The sequence below is a fragment of the Caballeronia ptereochthonis genome (assembly GCF_001545075.1).
GTDB classification, from domain to species: domain Bacteria; phylum Pseudomonadota; class Gammaproteobacteria; order Burkholderiales; family Burkholderiaceae; genus Caballeronia; species Caballeronia ptereochthonis.
Map to the genome: position 1 here is coordinate 54,193 of NZ_FCOB02000036.1, position 16,828 is coordinate 71,020.

At 63.5% G+C, this 16,828-nt stretch carries 13 protein-coding genes; 10 read left to right on the forward strand and 3 right to left on the reverse strand.

Annotated features, from left to right (window positions below; translation table 11 throughout):
• Positions 1-7: 7 nt before the first annotated feature.
• The 3 genes from AWB83_RS29505 to AWB83_RS29515 form a co-directional block, all read right to left on the reverse strand.
• Entirely contained in the window at positions 8-955 is a 948-nt protein-coding gene (locus AWB83_RS29505; protein ID WP_087049163.1) for an L-carnitine dehydrogenase, read from the reverse strand.
• A gap of 20 nt (positions 956-975) precedes the next feature.
• Complete coding sequence (cdhC, locus tag AWB83_RS29510) at positions 976-1,905, reverse strand: 3-dehydrocarnitine:acetyl-CoA trimethylamine transferase CdhC (RefSeq protein ID WP_087049164.1); 930 nt, start codon at positions 1,903-1,905, stop codon at positions 976-978.
• 701 nt (positions 1,906-2,606) lie between these two features.
• On the reverse strand, positions 2,607-3,605 hold the full coding sequence (locus AWB83_RS29515; protein ID WP_087049165.1) for a GlxA family transcriptional regulator: 999 nt from the start codon (positions 3,603-3,605) through the stop codon (positions 2,607-2,609).
• Between the two features lie 436 nt (positions 3,606-4,041).
• Between AWB83_RS29515 and AWB83_RS29520 the strand changes: the two genes are divergently transcribed.
• The 10 genes from AWB83_RS29520 to AWB83_RS29565 all read left to right on the forward strand — a co-directional run bounded on the left by AWB83_RS29520 (position 4,042) and on the right by AWB83_RS29565 (position 16,490).
• On the forward strand, positions 4,042-5,316 hold the full coding sequence (locus tag AWB83_RS29520; protein WP_087049166.1) for a serine hydroxymethyltransferase: 1,275 nt from the start codon (positions 4,042-4,044) through the stop codon (positions 5,314-5,316).
• 18 nt (positions 5,317-5,334) lie between these two features.
• Positions 5,335-6,306: a dipeptidase gene (locus tag AWB83_RS29525; RefSeq protein WP_087049167.1), complete on the forward strand. Its 972-nt coding sequence runs from the start codon at positions 5,335-5,337 to the stop codon at positions 6,304-6,306.
• A gap of 29 nt (positions 6,307-6,335) precedes the next feature.
• Positions 6,336-6,869, forward strand: coding sequence for a DUF5943 domain-containing protein (locus AWB83_RS29530; RefSeq protein WP_087049168.1), 534 nt, complete (start codon positions 6,336-6,338; stop codon positions 6,867-6,869).
• A gap of 60 nt (positions 6,870-6,929) precedes the next feature.
• Positions 6,930-8,993 carry an NADH:flavin oxidoreductase gene (locus AWB83_RS29535; protein ID WP_087049169.1) on the forward strand — a complete coding sequence of 688 codons (2,064 nt, stop codon included), beginning with the start codon at positions 6,930-6,932 and terminating at the stop codon, positions 8,991-8,993.
• A gap of 15 nt (positions 8,994-9,008) precedes the next feature.
• Positions 9,009-10,925: a (Fe-S)-binding protein gene (locus AWB83_RS29540; RefSeq protein ID WP_087049170.1), complete on the forward strand. Its 1,917-nt coding sequence runs from the start codon at positions 9,009-9,011 to the stop codon at positions 10,923-10,925.
• Positions 10,926-10,929: 4 nt separating this feature from the next.
• Positions 10,930-12,099, forward strand: coding sequence for an electron transfer flavoprotein subunit alpha/FixB family protein (locus AWB83_RS29545; protein WP_087049171.1), 1,170 nt, complete (start codon positions 10,930-10,932; stop codon positions 12,097-12,099).
• Positions 12,096-12,854 (forward strand): adenine nucleotide alpha hydrolase family protein, encoded by a 759-nt coding sequence (locus AWB83_RS29550; RefSeq protein ID WP_087049172.1) that lies wholly within the window; start codon positions 12,096-12,098, stop codon positions 12,852-12,854. The genes AWB83_RS29545 and AWB83_RS29550 overlap by 4 nt, the downstream gene beginning before the upstream one ends.
• 96 nt (positions 12,855-12,950) lie before the next feature.
• Positions 12,951-14,249, forward strand: a complete 1,299-nt coding sequence (locus tag AWB83_RS29555) for an aromatic ring-hydroxylating oxygenase subunit alpha (protein WP_087049173.1) — start codon at positions 12,951-12,953, stop codon at positions 14,247-14,249.
• A gap of 17 nt (positions 14,250-14,266) precedes the next feature.
• Positions 14,267-15,484, forward strand: coding sequence for an FAD-binding oxidoreductase (locus AWB83_RS29560; RefSeq protein ID WP_374729149.1), 1,218 nt, complete (start codon positions 14,267-14,269; stop codon positions 15,482-15,484).
• Positions 15,485-15,635: 151 nt separating this feature from the next.
• Positions 15,636-16,490: a glycine betaine ABC transporter substrate-binding protein gene (locus tag AWB83_RS29565; RefSeq protein ID WP_087049174.1), complete on the forward strand. Its 855-nt coding sequence runs from the start codon at positions 15,636-15,638 to the stop codon at positions 16,488-16,490.
• The last annotated feature ends 338 nt before the right edge of the window (positions 16,491-16,828 follow it).

Consider the following 16,828-nt stretch of genomic DNA (forward strand, 5'->3'; position numbering starts at 1 on the left):
TCCTCGTTCAGTCTTCGATGCCGTGGCGGGCCTTGGCGGCCGCGATCGCCTCGATCACGCTCGCGATGCAGTCGTCGCGATACCGCTCCAGCTCCTTGATGCCGCGGCCGTTCGTCTGCCGCGCGGTGCCGTCCACCACGCGGTCGATGAGCTCGTCGGTCAGCGTCGGCGCGACGAGCTTCGTCCATGGCAGCTCGAGCGCCGGGCCGAACTGCTGCATGAAGTGTCGCATGCCCGCCTCGCCGCCCGCCAGCGTGTAGGTGAGGAACGTGCCCATGAACGACCAGCGGATGCCTGCGCCGTAGCGGATCGCGTCGTCGATTTCGCCGGTCGTCGCGACGCCGTCGTTCACGAGATGCAGGGCCTCGCGCCACAGCGCTTCGAGCAGGCGATCCGCGATGAAGCCCGGCACTTCCTTTCTCACGCGCAGCGGCCGCATGCCGATGGATGAGTAGAAGCTCATCGCCGAATCGATGGCTTCGCCCGAGGTCTGCGCGCCGCCCAGCACTTCGACGAGCGGCAGCAGATAAACCGGATTGAACGGATGCCCGACGACGCAGCGTTCCGGATTGACCGCGCGCGCATAGAAATCGCTCGGCAGAAGCCCGGACGTCGACGATGCGATGATCGCCTCCGGTTTCGCCGCGCGGCTCACGCGCTCGTGCAGCGCGAGCTTCAGTTCCTCGCGCTCGGGCGCGCTTTCCTGGATGAAGTCCGCGCCGGCGACGCAATCCTCGACGCTCGCGACCACGCGCAGCCGCTCGGGCGACGCGCCCTGCGCCAGTCCGACGCGTTCGAGCGCCGGCCACGCATTCGCGACGTTCGCGCGAAGCTGCGCCTCCGCGCCGGGCGCGGGGTCCCATGCGGTGACGTCGAGACCGTGCGCGAGCGCGCGCGCCACCCAGCCGCTGCCGATCACACCCGCGCCGAGCGCGGCGAATTGCTTGACTTGCATGTCGTGATGTTCCTTTGAGTTCAAGCGAATTGTTCGAGCGCGCGCTTCTCCAGCAGGCGCTCGCCGCGCGGCGGCAGGCCGAGCTTCCTGCGTCCTTCGGCGGGCGTGAGTGCGCGGGCGCCGAGCCGTTCGATGATTTCCACCGCGCGCTGCACGAGCGAGCCGTTCGTCGCATGCACGCCGCGATCGAGCCACAGGTTGTCCTCGAGGCCGACGCGCACGTGGCCGCCGAGCAGCATCGCTTGCGCGACCATCGGCATCTGCATGCGGCCGATGCCGAAGCCGGCCCAATGTGCGCCGGGCGGCAGGTTGTCGACCATTGCCTTCATCGTGCCGGTGTCGGGCGGCGCGCCCCACGGAATGCCCATGCAGAGCTGGAAGAGCGGCGGCGCGTCGAGCAGGCCTTCTTTCAGCAATTGATTCGCGAACCACAGATGGCCTGTGTCGAAGATTTCCAGTTCGGGCTTCACGCCGAGTTCCTGGATGCGTTTTGCGCCGGCTCGCAACTGGGCGGGGGTCGAGACGTAGATGTAGTCGCCGTCGCCGAAATTGAGCGTGCCGCAGTCGAGGGTGCAGATTTCGGGCAGCAGTTCTTCGACGTGCGCGAGACGCGTCAGGCCGCCGACGAGGTCCGTGCCCTTGCCGAAGCGCATCGGGTCTTCGCCCGGGCCGATTTCGAGGTCACCGCCCATGCCGGCGGTCAGGTTGATGATGACGTCGACGTCGGATGAGCGGATGCGGTCCACTACCTCGCGGTATAGCGCCGGGTTGCGGCTGGCTTTTCCGGTTTTTGGATCGCGGACGTGGCAGTGCGCGACGGTTGCGCCCGCGCGGGCCGCTTCTATCGCTGATTCTGCTATCTGCTTCGGCGTGGTCGGAATCGCTGGGTGCTTGCCGGTTGTGTCACCGGCGCCCGTTACCGCGCATGTCACTATTACTTCGTAGTTCATGGGTTTTCTCTTATCTAGGTTCTGGTTAGGGTTCCTGTTTGTTTTGTTCGCTTCTGCTTTCGTGAAATCCTGAATTCTTAGTGGTCTATTGGTGTTGCCCCTGTGCGGGGCGGCAGTCACTTTCTTTGCTGCTGCAAAGAAAGTAACCAAAGAAAGCAGCTTGAGCCCGGGCAGACTCGTCGTCATGGTTCGGCGTGGCCCAGCCCCTAAGTGTTGCCCTCAAAGGACTCACGCCGCTTGGCTCGCGCACGCTCTGCTCCATCGCACCACAAAACTGACTGGTTCAGCACCAAAAAAGCTCCGGCCCGCTGCGCGGCCGAAGGGTTCATCGGGTCTGCCCGTGCTTCTTGGCTAACGCCTCCATCTCGCTGCATTCGCTAAAGATTGGTTTCCCTTGCAGACCCTGCGGCAGCGCGTAGCGCTGGGCCGGAACGCTTTGGGGCTGAACCAGCGCCTTTAAACTTCTAGCTCGGCAGACCGTGCGCGAACCACGGCGCGTTAGACCTTCGAGGGCACTCTTTAGAGGCTGGGCCACTGCGAACCATGACGACGAGTCAATTTGAAGCACTCCGGGCCAAAGCTGCTTTCTTTGGTTACTTTCTTTGCAGCTGCAAAGAAAGTGACTGCCGCCCCGCACAGGGGCAACGCTAATAGACCACTAAGAGTTCAGGATTTCACGAAAAAAGAAAACCCCAAGCCCCTCAAGCAACCATCGCAGAAGAAACAGAAGCCAACGGAGGAACCTGCTTGCGCCGCTCCCGCGTCGGCGCGGTGCCAAACGCATCGCGATAGCTCTTCGAGAAGTGACAAGCTGACTGAAATCCGCACGCCATCGTGATGTGCATGATCGACATGTCGGTCTGAAGCAGCAACTCCCGCGCACGCCGCAGCCGCAACGTCAGGTAATAGTGCGTCGGCGTCATCCCGAGATGCTCACGGAACAGCCGCTGCAACTGCCTCTGCGACATCCCCGCAAGCCGCGCCAGCTCCTCGCGCGACAAAGGCTCCTCGATGTTGTTCTCCATCAGCGAGATGACTTCAAAGAGCGACTTGTTGGCCGACCCCAGGCGGGCCACGAGAGGCATGCGCTGCTGCGCGCTCGTATCGCGCACATGTTCGACGATGAACTGCTCCGCAATCTGCGTGATCCGCGCCGTACCGACGCGCGCCGCGAGCAGGTTGAGCATCATGTCGAGCGGCGCGACGCCGCCCGTGCACGTCACGCGATCACGGTCGATCACGAAAAGCTCTTTGAGGAAGCGCGTGTCGGGAAACTCCTCCTTGAGCGCCGACATGTTCTCCCAGTGAATCGCGCACGCATAGCCGGCAAGCAGGCCCGCGCGCGCCAGCGCATAGGTTCCGGTGCAAAGCGACCCAAGCACGCTTCCCGTACGCGCAAAGCGGCGCAACGCGGCGAGATGCTCAGGCGTGGTCGAACGCTGCACGTCGATTCCACCAACGACGAACACGATATCCGGCTGACCGACACATTCCACCGGACCCGTATCGACGGAAAGCCCGTTGCTCGCCGTCACCGGACCGCCGTCCGGACTCACGATCGACCATCGATACAACGGCTGTCCCGTCAGATAGTTCGCCATGCGCAGGACTTCGATCGCATTCGTGAACGCGATCATCGTGAAGTTGGGAAGCGGCATGAACGCGAAGTGAGACAGCGACGCCGTACGGTCGGGGGACATGGGAGAACTGATTCCTTCGAATCTATTGGTGGGCGCCGTCATTTGCGACGCTTTGCCACTTTTCCAATTTTGGTTTCGAGTGCAACTACCATGCCATCAGGCTAAACCCTGAGCAATGCATGGCTTCGCGCATGCTTCGTTGCGCCTACGCACTAGTCCAGGGCCAAGCAGGGCAAGGGACGCACTGCCGAAGCGCACGATCGTTCCGATGCAGTGCAGCACGGAGCGCAAAAAAATGCGATACACCGAATCGAATCCGGCCACTTGTCGAAAACAGACGCGCATGTCGGAAAAGGCCAAGAACACGTCTAAATTCATAAATTGACCGGCAGGGCGAAAGTCAAGAATAGACGCAACGATGAAGGCAACGGGAATCGGCTCAAACCCCCGTCAGACCTTCCTCCTACGACCGTTACTCTTGACCCACGGACCTTCCATGTCGAACACGAATCCCTTCTTCGAAGAGTCGCTCGCGACCCGCGACGCCTCGGTGCGCGGCGCGATCCTGAAAGAGCTGGAGCGACAGCAATCGCAGATCGAACTGATTGCGTCTGAAAACATCGTCTCGCGCGCGGTGCTGGAAGCGCAAGGCTCGGTGCTCACGAACAAGTACGCGGAAGGTTATCCGGGCAAGCGCTATTACGGCGGCTGCGAATTCGTCGACGAGATCGAGCAGCTCGCCATCGACCGCATCAAGCAGCTGTTCAACGCGAAGTTCGCCAACGTGCAGCCGCACTCGGGCGCACAGGCCAACGGCGCCGTCATGCTCGCGCTGACCAGGCCGGGCGACACCGTGCTCGGCATGTCGCTCGATGCGGGCGGCCACCTGACGCACGGCGCGAAGCCCGCGCTCTCGGGCAAGTGGTTCAACGCCGTGCAGTACGGCGTGAACCGCGACACGATGCTGATCGACTACGAGCAGATCGAAGAGCTCGCGCAGCAGCACAAGCCGTCGCTCATCATCGCGGGCTTCTCGGCGTATCCGCGCGAGCTCGACTTCGCGCGCCTGCGCAAGATCGCGGACAACGCCGGCGCGAAGCTCATGGTCGACATGGCGCACATCGCGGGCATCATCGCGGCAGGGCGTCACCAGAATCCGGTCGAGCATGCGCACGTCGTCACCTCCACCACGCACAAGACCCTGCGCGGCCCGCGTGGCGGCTTCGTGCTCACCAACGACGAAGAGATCGCCAAGAAGATCAATTCCGCCGTGTTCCCCGGCCTGCAGGGCGGCCCGCTGATGCACGTGATCGCGGGCAAGGCCGTTGCGTTCGGCGAGGCGCTGCAGCCGGGCTTCAAGACCTATATCGACAACGTGCTCGCCAACGCGAAGGCGCTCGGCGAAGTGCTGAAGGCAGGCGGCGTCGATCTGGTCACGGGCGGCACCGACAACCATCTCTTGCTCGTCGACCTGCGTCCGAAGGGTCTCAAGGGCAATCAGGTCGAGCAGGCGCTGGAGCGCGCAGGCATCACCTGCAACAAGAACGGCATTCCGTTCGACACCGAAAAGCCGACCGTGACTTCCGGCATTCGCCTGGGCACACCCGCTGGCACGACGCGCGGCTTCGGCGTGAACGAGTTCCGCGAAGTGGGCCGTCTGATTCTCGAAGTCTTCGATTCGCTGCGCGAGCACCCCGAAGGCGATCCGCAAACGGAACAGCGCGTGCGCCGCGAGATCTTTGCGCTGTGCGAACGCTTCCCCATCTATTGAGCACACGGAGCAAACAAGATGAGCACCCTGCACGACAACAGCATCATCATCGACGGCCTGAACATCTCGAAGTTCGAGCGCTCCGTGTTCGAGGACATGAGGAAGGGCGGCGTCACCGCCGTGAACTGCACCGTCTCGGTCTGGGAAGACTTCCAGAAGACCATCGACAACATCGCGGAAATGAAGCAGCAGATCCGCGAATACAGCGAAATTCTCACGCTCGTGCGCACGACGGACGACATCCTGCGCGCGAAGAAGGAAAACAAGACCGGCATCATCTTCGGCTTCCAGAACTCGTATGCGTTCGAGGACAACCTCGGCTATATCGAAGTGTTCAAGGAGCTCGGCGTGAACGTGGTGCAGCTCTGCTACAACACGCAGAACCTGGTCGGCACCGGTTGCTACGAAGCCGATGGCGGTCTCTCCGGCTATGGCCGCGAAGTGATTCAGGAGATGAACCGCGTCGGCATCGTGGTCGACCTCTCGCATGTCGGCGCCAAGACGTCGTCCGATGCGATCGCCTGCTCGAAGAAGCCCGTCACGTACTCGCACTGCTGCCCGTCGGGTCTCAAGGATCATCCGCGCAACAAGACGGACGAGCAGCTCAAAGAGATCGCCGATGCGAACGGCTTCGTCGGCGTCACGATGTTCGCGCCGTTCCTCAAGAAGGGCCCGGACGCGACCGTCGAGGATTATCTCGAAGCGATCGAATACGTCGTCGATGTGATCGGCGAAGACAAGGTCGGTATCGGCACCGACTTCACGCAAGGCTACAGCACCGAATTCTTCGACTGGATCACGCACGACAAGGGCCGTTATCGCCGTCTGACGAACTTCGGCAAGGTGGTCAATCCGGAAGGCATCCGCACGATCGGCGAGTTCCCGAACCTCACCGCCGCGATGGAAAAGGCGGGCTGGAGCGAGTCGCGCATCAAGAAGATCATGGGCGAGAACTGGATGCGCTTTTTCGGCGAAGTCTGGAACGTCTGAGACCAACGACAAAAACAAGGAACCCTGCGATGCAACCGCAACTGCCTATCGACGTCGACCCGCAAACCGGCGTCTGGACCACCGACGCGCTGCCGATGCTCTACGTGCCGCGCCACTTCTTCACGAACAACCACGTCGCCGTCGAGGAAGCGCTCGGCCGCGAGACATACGCCGAGATTCTCTACAAGGCGGGCTACAAGTCCGCGTATCACTGGTGCGACAAGGAAGCCGAGAAGCACGGCATCAGCGGCATGGCCGTGTTCGAGCATTACCTGACGCGCCTGTCGCAACGCGGCTGGGGCCTGTTCAGCATCGTCGAAGCCGATCCGGCGACTTCGCATGCGCGCATCCATCTGCATAACTCGTCGTTCGTGCTCGCACAGCCGGGCAAGCACGGCAAGCTCTGCTACATGTTCGCGGGCTGGTTCGCCGGCGCGATGGACTGGGTCAACGACACCGCGCCCGACAGCACGAAGAAAGGCCCGCGCTCGAAATCGATCGAGACGCAGTGCGCGGCTGAAGGACACGATCACTGCGTGTTCGAAGTGTCGCCATTGGCATGACCGCGCAGGAGACGGCGCAGCAAAGTAGTTGCATGTAAAACCATTCCGAGGTCGATCGCAATGCGTTACCCGAACCTTTTCAAGCCTCTCCAGCTGAACAAGCTGACCCTGCGAAACCGCATCGTCAGCACGGCGCACGCGGAGGTCTATGCCGAACCGGGCGGCCTGCCCGGCGATCGCTATATCCGTTACTACGAGGAGAAGGCGAAGGGCGGCGTCGGCCTCGCCGTGTGCGGCGGTTCGAGTCCCGTATCGATCGACAGCCCGCAAGGCTGGTGGAAATCGGTGAACCTGGCGACCGACAAGGTCATCGACCCGCTCTCGCGTCTCGCCGAAGCGATGCATCGTCACGGTGCGTTCATCATGATCCAGGCGACGCACATGGGCCGCCGTTCCGCGTGGCACGGCGAGCACTGGCCGCACCTGATGTCGCCCTCGGGCGTGCGTGAGCCGGTGCACCGCGGTAACGCCAAGATCATCGAGGTGGAAGAGATCAAGCGCATCATCGACGACTTCGCGGCGGCCGCGAAGCGCGTGAAGGATGCGGGCATGGACGGCATCGAGATTTCGGCGGCGCACCAGCATCTGATCGACCAGTTCTGGAGCCCGCGCACCAACTTCCGCACGGACGAGTGGGGCGGCTCGCTCGAGAACCGTCTGCGCTTCGGTACGGAAGTGCTGAAAGCCGTGCGTGAAGCAGTGGGCGCGGACTTCTGCGTCGGCCTGCGCATGTGCGGCGACGAGTTCCATGAAGACGGTCTCTCTCACGAGAACCTGAAGGAAATCGCGCAGGCGATGGCCGAGACGGGCCTGATCGATTACCTCGGTGTGATCGGCTCCGGCGCCGATACGCACAACACGCTCGCCAACTGCATGCCGCCGATGGCGCTGCCGCCCGAGCCGTTCGTGCATCTCGCCGCGGGCATCAAGTCGGTGGTGAAGCTGCCGATCATGCATGCGCAGAGCATCCGCGACGCGGGTCAGGCGGAACGTCTGCTCGCCAACGGCATGGTCGATCTCGTCGGCATGACGCGCGCGCAGATCGCCGATCCGCACATGGTCATCAAGATCCGCGATGGCCGCGAGGACGAGATCAAGCAATGCGTCGGCGCGAACTATTGCATCGACCGTCAGTACAACGGGCTGGATGTGCTGTGCGTGCAGAACGCGGCGACCTCGCGCGAAGCGACCATGCCGCATGTCATCGAAAAGACGCGCGGGCCGAAGCGCAAGGTCGTGGTGGTGGGCGCGGGTCCGGCCGGCCTTGAAGCGGCGCGCGTGGCGCGTTCGCGCGGCCACGACGTCGTGCTGTTCGAGAAGAACGATTACGTCGGTGGCCAGATCATGCTTGCGGCAAAAGCGCCGCAGCGCGAGCAGATGGCCGGCATCGTGCGCTGGTTCGACATGGAGACGAAACGCCTCGGCGTCGATCGACGTCTGGGCGTCGCCGCCGACGACAAGACGATCATGGCCGAGAAGCCGGACATCGTCGTGCTGGCGACGGGCGGCTCGTCGTTCACGGACCAGGTGCCCGCGTGGGGCGTCGAGCAGGGTCTCGCGGTGAGTTCGTGGGACATCCTCTCGGGCAAGGTCGAGCCGGGCAAGAACGTGCTCGTCTATGACGGCGTCTCCACACATGCGGGGGCGGGCGTCGCGGACTTCATCGCTTCGCGCGGCAACAATGTCGAAATCGTCACGCCGGACGTGAAGGTCGCCGACGACACCGGCGGCACCACGTTCCCGATCTTCTATCGTCGCCTCTACGCGCAAGGCGTGATCCACACGCCGAACTACTGGCTCGACAAGGTCTACGAGGAAGATGGCAAGAAGATCGCCGTGATCCGCAACGAGTACACGGAGGAGCAGGAAGAGCGCGCGGTCGATCAGGTCGTGATCGAAAACGGCATCACGCCGAACGATGCGCTCTACTGGAAGCTCAAGCCCGAGTCGCTCAATCGCGGGCAAGTCGATGTGCACAAGCTCTTCGCCTCCGAACCGCAGCCGTGCCTGAGCGAAGAACTCGGCAACGGACGCTTCCTGCTGTTCCGCGTCGGCGACTGCATCTCGATGCACAACATCCACAGCGCGATCTACGATTCGCTGCGCCTCTGCAAAGACTTCTGACGAGGGTAATGGACGATGAACCCCGTGTTTGTCATCACCGCGTTGCTGTGGCTTTCGATGGCGGGCCTCGCGTTCGCCTTGTTGAAGCGCGCGGCATACTGGCGCGAAGGCCGCGCGACGGCGGCGGGCGCATACGGATGGGCGAACCTGCTCACCATTCCGAAGCGCTATTTCGTCGATCTGCATCATGTCGTGGCGCGCGATCCGTATATCGCGAAGACGCACGTCGCGACTGCCGGCGGCGCGATCCTCGCAATGGGGCTCGTCTTCATCAACTATGGCCTCGCGATCTACTCGCCCTGGCTCGACCGGCTGATCTTCATCGCGGCGATCATCATGCTCGTCGGCGCGGTGTTCGTATGGAAGCGCCGTCACGCGAAGGACGTGCCCGCGCGTCTGTCGCACGGACCGTGGGACAGCCTGCCGCTGCTGCTCGGCTCGTTTGCGCTCGGCCTCGCGTTGTTCATGCTGCTGCCTGCTTCGTGGATGTCGGGCGCGCTGGCGATCATCGTCGCGCTGCTGATCGCGGCCGGGGCGTACACGATGACCTTCGGCGCGGCGAAGGGCGGCCCCATGAAGCACGCGATGGCCGGCCTCCTGCATCTCGCGTTCCATCCGCGTCAGGAGCGCTTTCAGGCGAACAGCCAGCACGAGCATGACGTGGTGCCGCCCACGGCACTCAAGAAGCCCGTGCTGGATGCGAAGGAATACGGCGTCGGCAAGCCGGTCGAGTTTCGCTGGAACCAGCTGCTGAGCTTCGATGCCTGCGTGCAGTGCGGCAAGTGCGAAGCCGCGTGCCCCGCGTTCGCGTCGGGCCAGCCACTCAATCCGAAGAAGCTGATTCAGGATCTCGTGACGGGCATGGTCGGCGGCTCGGACTCGCAATATGCAGGCAGCCCGACACCCGGCATTCCGGTCGGCAAGCACTCGGGCGGTCCGGGCAAGCCGCTCATCTCGCAGATGATCGAAGCGGACACGATCTGGTCCTGCACGACTTGCCGCGCCTGCGTGCAGGAGTGCCCGATGCTGATCGAGCACGTCGACGCGATCGTCGACATGCGGCGCAACCAGACGCTGGTCGAAGGCAACGTGCCGGGCAAGGGTCCGATCACGCTCGCGAATCTGCGCGAGACGGGCAGCCAGAATGGCTATGACATCGGCGCGCGTTACGACTGGTCAGTGGATCTGCAAGTGCAGGTCGCGCAGCCGGGCCGTCCGGTGGATGTGCTGCTGATCGCGGGCGAAGGCGCGTTCGACATGCGCTACCAACGCACCCTGCGCGCATTCGCCAAGGTGCTGAACAAGGCCGGCGTGGATTACGCGGTGCTGGGCGGCGTGGAAACCGACACCGGTGACACGGCGCGGCGTCTCGGCGACGAAGCGACGTTCCAGCAATGTGCGACGAAGCTGATGGCCACGCTCTCGCAATACACGTTCAGGCGCATCGTCACGACCGATCCGCACGTGCTGCACAGCCTGCGCAACGAATATCGCGCGCTCGGCGGCTATTACGAGGTGCAGCATCACACCGCGTTCATGGCCGAGCTCGTCTCGAACGGCAAGCTGGCGCCCAAGGCTGCCGCCGTGCTCGCGGACAAGAAGATCACGTATCACGATCCGTGCTATCTCGGCCGCTACAACGGCGAAACGGAAGCGCCGCGCAAGCTGCTGAAGACCATCGGCATCAAGGTCGTCGAGATGGAGCGTCACGGCATGCGCGCACGCTGCTGCGGCGGTGGCGGCGGCGCGCCGTTGACCGATATCCCCGGCAAGCAGCGCATTCCCGATATCCGCATCGCCGATGCGAAGTCGATCGGCGCGGAAGTCGTCGCGGTCGGCTGCCCGCAGTGCACCGCGATGCTGGAAGGCGTAGTCGGTCCCCGTCCGGAAGTGCTCGACGTGGCGGAGCTCGTTGCCGCGGCGCTGGAGTGATGCCATGAACGACAACATCAAACGAATCGATCCACGCCGCCCGTTCGTCATCACGGCGGAGGGGCTGAAACGGATCACGCTCGGCGAGATCGGCAACGGCGTCGTGCTCGACCTCGCGTCGATGCATGGCGGCCACAAGCAGGCGGTGAAGGCGCGCCGCACGACGAAGCCCGCAAAACGCTCGCTGCTGGTCGCGGCGCATACGGACCGCGGCGCGCTCGACGATCACGCGCGCCAGGCGCTGGCCGCCGCCGCCCTGCTCGCGGATGACGAAACCGAAGTCGTGCTGATCGCGTTCGGCGAATTCAAGGACGATGCCGCTGCCTTGGGCGCGGACCGGTATATCGAACTGCCTGCGTTCGATCGGCGCAGCTTCGCGCCGGATGAGGAAGTGCGGGCGCTGACGGCCTGCGTCGCGCACTTCGCTCCGGTGCGCGTCTTCATGCCCGACAACGCCACCGGCGACGGCGATCTCGGTCGTCGCTACGCGGCACGCGCCGATGGGAGCATCGCGACGCACGTCGTCGAGCTGGACCACGCGCATGTCGCGTCGTATGCCAATGCGGGCCGCGCGTTCGCATCGCGCGCATTGCCCGATGTGGTTCTGCTCGCCGCGAACGCGGTCGATGCAAGGCTGCCGTTCGTGGGCGCCGGCGAGGCGGTGAGCGCGGAAGACATCGTGCCCGTTGCGAAGGTCAGTGCGTACGTCGATCTCGGCATCGAGGAAATGGATGCCGCGCAGGTCGCGCTGGAGGAAGCGGACTTCATCGTGTCGGCGGGCAACGGCGTTTCCGACATCGGCGCGTTCGAGACGCTCGCGGGCACGCTGGGCGCGGCGATCGGCGCGAGCCGCGTCGCCGTCGACGACGGCAAGTTCACGCGCGACAAGCAGATCGGCGCGACGGGCAAGACCGTCGAGGCGAGCGTCTATATCGCGTTCGGCATTTCGGGGGCCGTCCAGCACTTGCAGGGCATCAAGGACTGCCGCCATGTGATCGCCGTCAATCTCGACGCCAGCGCGCCCATCGCCAAGCGCGCGAACCTCACGATCGTCGCGGATGCGCAAGAGACGGTCAAGGCATTGACCGATGCCGCTGCCGCCGCGCGCGCCGCGCGTGCCGGCGGTGGATCGATCATGCAGACCGCGACCGTCGCCGAAGGAGTTGCAGCATGAAAATCGCCGTTCTGGTTTCCACCGGGCGCCATCCGGTCAGCGGCTCCGCGCGCTATAGCCGCAACGATGCGGCCGCGTTGACGATCGCCATCGACATCGCCAGGGCGCACGGCGCGCAGCTCGACGTGCTGCATGCGGGCGACCCGGCCAATCCCGCGCTCGCCGAATATCTCGCGCTCGGCGCGCCGAAAGTGGAAGTGCTCAACACACAGGGCGATGCCTGCGCGGCGCTCGGCTCGAGACTCGCGGGCTACGACCTCGTGCTGACCGGCACGCGCGCCGAAGGCGCATTCGACAGCGGCACGCTCCCGTACAAACTCGCCGATGCGCTGAATCTTCCGCTGGTCGGCGCGGCCGTCGACGTCGGCGTGACGAAGGATGGCGTGGAAGTGCGCCAGTTCATGCCGAAGGGCCTGCGCCGCCGCGTGCGCGCACCGTTGCCCGCGCTTGTCGCCGTGCATCCGCTCGCCAATGCCGCGCCGCGCTACGCCTATGCGCGCATGCGCGAGGGGCATGTCGCGCCGGTCGCCGCAAGCGCGCCCGCCGACAAGGACCGCGCCGCATGGAGTCTCGCCGCGGTCGCCGCGAAGCCGAAGAAGCTGGCTGCGCCGGAGAAGCGCTCGGGCCACGCGCGCATGCTCGGCGCGACGACGACCGAAAGCCGCGGCGGCAGCGTCGTAATTGAAGGGAGTTCCGTCGAAAAAGCACAAGTGATTCTGGCGTATTTGCGCGAGCATCAACTCGTCGATTACTGATTTTCGACCCAGCTGGGCGACCCACATACAGAAGCAGCAGCCCGCGTTCAAAGGTGTTTGGCGGGGCACCAGACGTGACGCACAACGGAGCACACGATGAAAGTTTCGGCAGACGTTCGCGCGATGATCGAACGCCGCAAAAAGGGCCATACGCTCGAGGCGCCGTTCTATACGAGCGAGGAGATTCACGCGCTCGACCTCGATGCGATTTTCCGCAAGACCTGGATTCAGGTCGCCGTCGAACCGGACATCCCCGAGCCGGGCGACTACACGACGGTCGAGATCGGCAACGATTCGATCCTGATCGTGCGCGACGACGACATGGAAATCCGCGCGTTCTACAACGTGTGCCGACATCGCGGCGCGCGCCTGTGCAATCAGGAGAAGGGATCGCTCGGCAACATCGTGTGCCCGTATCACAGCTGGACCTACAACCTCTCCGGCGACCTGATGTTCGCCGAGCACATGGGCGAGCAGTTCGACCGCTGCAAGCACAGCCTGAAGAAGGTGCACGTGCAGAATCTCGCGGGACTGATCTTCATCTGTCTCGCCGACGAACCGCCCGTCGATTTCGCCGTGATGCGCGAAGCAATGGAGCTGTATCTGGCGCCGCACGGGCTGAAGGACACCAAGATCGCGGCGAGCATCGACATCGTCGAGAAGGGCAACTGGAAGCTCACGATGGAGAACAACCGCGAGTGCTATCACTGCGTCGCGAACCATCCGGAGTTGACCATTTCCCTCTATGAGTACGGCTTCGGCTATCAGCGCTCGCCGGCCAACGAGGAAGGCATGGCCGCGTTCGAGCGCACCGTCGAAGAGCGCACGAAGCAATGGGAAGCGATGTGCCTGCCGTCGGCTGAAATCGAACGACTGTCCGATCTCGTGACGGGTTTCCGCACGCAGCGCCTGCCGCTCGACCGTGACGGCGAATCGCAGACGCTCGATGCCAAGGTCGCCTCGAAGAAGCTGCTGGGCGGCTTCGAGCGCGCGGACCTGGGCGGCCTGTCGTTCTGGACGCAGCCGAACTCGTGGCATCACTTCATGAGCGATCACATCGTCACGTTCTGCGTGATTCCGCTTTCCGCGGGCGAGACGCTCGTGCGCACGAAATGGCTTGTGCACAAGGATGCGCGCGAAGGCATCGATTACGACGTCGACAATCTCACGGCCGTGTGGCGCGCGACGAACGACCAGGACCGCACGCTCGTCGAGTATTCGCAGCTCGGCGTGGCGAGCAACGCATACGAGCCGGGTCCGTATTCGCCGTTCACGGAAGGTCTCGTCGAGAAGTTCTGCGAGTGGTACATGGGCCGTCTTGCTGATTACGCCAACACGCCGGAGCATGGCGTGGATGCGTCGCATGGCGAGAAAGTCGTTTCCTTCATGCGCTAAAGCAGCTGGAGCAGAACATGATGCGCGATCAGGCCACCTTCGAGCCGACCGAAAGCCGTGTCACCCGGCCGCAATTCTGGGGGGCGCTGCCCGTGCGCTGGGACTGCGACACCGACGAGACACTCGTCTGCTGTCACGTCCGGCAGGAAACGCACGACGTCAAGAGTTTCTTCTTCAAGGCGCCGGGCGAACGCACGTTCGTGTTCGAGCCGGGGCAGTTCATCACGCTCGAGCTCGACATCGACGGCGAGCAGATCAACCGCTGCTACACGATCTCGTCGGCGCCGACGCGTCCGCATACGATCTCCATTACGGTGAAACGCGTGCCGGGCGGCAAGGTGTCGAACTGGCTGCACGACAACATGGTCGCGGGATCGACCGTGCGCGTGCTCGGGCCGTCGGGCGAGTTCACGTGCGCGCGTCATCCGGCGCGCAAGTTTCTCTTTCTTTCGGCGGGCTCGGGCATCACGCCGCTCATGTCGATGAGCCGCGCGCATCACGAGCTCGGCGAAGATGCGGACATCGTCTTCTTGCACAGTGCGCGCACGCCGGACGACATCATCTTCGCGCGCGAGCTCGAGCTGATCGCGTCGAATCAGCAGAACTTCCGCACGGCGTTCGTCTGCGAGCGCGTGGGCGCGCGCACCAGCTGGCCGGGCGTGACGGGCTTTCTGAGCCTGCCGCTTCTGAAGCTGATCGCGCCGGACTTTCTCGAGCGCGAGATCTTCACATGCGGTCCCGCGCCGTACATGAAGGCGGTGCGCGACCTGCTCGACGAAGGCGGTTTCGATCGCAAGCGTTATCACGAGGAAAGCTTCTCGTTCGAGACGGTGGCGGAAGTCGCGTCGCAACTCACGACGGCGCACGTCGGCGAGGCGCTCGCGACGGATACGGATTTCGCGGAAGCGCGCGAGCAAGCGGTGGGCTTCGAGCCTGCGCCTGCGGAGCCAGTCGAGGCCGCACCGGTCGAAACGAAGTTCAAGGTGAACTTCGCGAAGAGCCGGCGCGATATCGAATGCGGCAGCGGCGAGCATGTCCTGGATGCCGCGAAGAAGGCGGGCGTGCGACTGCCTTCTTCGTGCACGCAGGGCATGTGCGGAACGTGCAAGGTGAAGCTCGTGTCCGGTGAAGTGAGCATGAAGCATGCGGGCGGCATTCGTCAGCGCGAAATCGATCAGGGCATGGTGTTGCTGTGCTGCAGCAAGCCTTTGAGCGATCTCGTCGTCGACAAGTAAGGTCCTCGGGCGGGCCCGGATCGGGGAGACGGAAGGTGATCGTCAGGGTGCGTCGTTTCTTGACAACTGAGTGTCGGAAAAGCGCGTTACGGGCCAATTCTGGCTGGTGATTCTGTTCGCTGTACGGCGTGGGCCGCTAAGGGGAAACCAAATGAAACCGATGAGAAGAATGCTCGTTCTCGGGGCGCTGTCCGCTGCCCTGGCCGCGAGCTTTGTGGCGAACGCCGCCGATAAGCCGACCATCAAGATCGGCTACGTCGAGGGTTGGGACGATAGCGTGGCGACGTCGAACGTCGCGGCACGCATCATCGAGAAGAAGCTGGGCTATCCGGTGCAGCTCGTGCCGGTTGCGGCGGGTGTGATGTGGCAGGGCGTGGCGCGCGGCGATCTGGACGCGACGCTGTCGGCGTGGTTGCCGGTGACACATGGCGCGTACTGGAACAACTTCAAGTCGAAGGTCGTGAATCTGGGGCCGAACTTCCAGGATGCGAAGATCGGTCTGATCGTGCCGGAGAATGTGGACGTCAACAGCCTTTCCGATCTCGAGGCGAAGAAGGCGGAATTCGATTCGCGCATCGTCGGCATCGATGCGGGCGCGGGCGTGATGCAGAAGACGAGCGAGGCCATCAAGGCCTACAACCTCGACTACAAGCTGCTGCCGAGTTCGGGTTCGGCGATGACGGCGGAGCTGGCGCGGTCGGAAGCGGCCAACAAGCCGATCATCGTGACGGGCTGGAAGCCGCACTGGATGTTTGCGAAGTACAAGCTCAAGTTTCTTGACGATCCGAAGAAGGTTTTCGGCGAGGCCGAGCATGTGGATAACGTCGTGAATCCCGAGCTCGAAAAGAAGGCTCCGCCGGTTGTGGCGTTCCTCAAGAAGTTTCAGTGGAAGCCGGGTGAGATCGATAGCGTGATGCTTGCTACGCAGAATGGGGAGAAGCCGCAGGCGGCTGCCGACGCGTGGATTAGCGCTCACGGGGATCGCGTGGATTCTTGGACTAAATAAGGGTCTTTGGGTCTTTGGGCGTTTGGGCAACGCTGGCACCGTGGGGGGACCTGCGGTGCTTTTTTTGTTTTTGCTTTGTGTCTCTATGAAATCCTGAATTCTTAATGGTCTATTAGCGTTGCCCCTGTGCGGGGCGGCAGTCACTTTCTTTGCTGCTGCAAAGAAAGTAACCAAAGAAAGCAGCTTTGGCCCGGAGTGCTTCAAATTGACTCGTCGTCATGGTTCGCAGTGGCCCAGCCTCTAAAGAGTGCCCTCGAAGGTCTAACGCGCCGTGGTTCGCGCACGGTCTGCCGAGCTAGAAGTTTAAAGGCGCTGGTTCAGCCCCAAAGCGTTCCGGC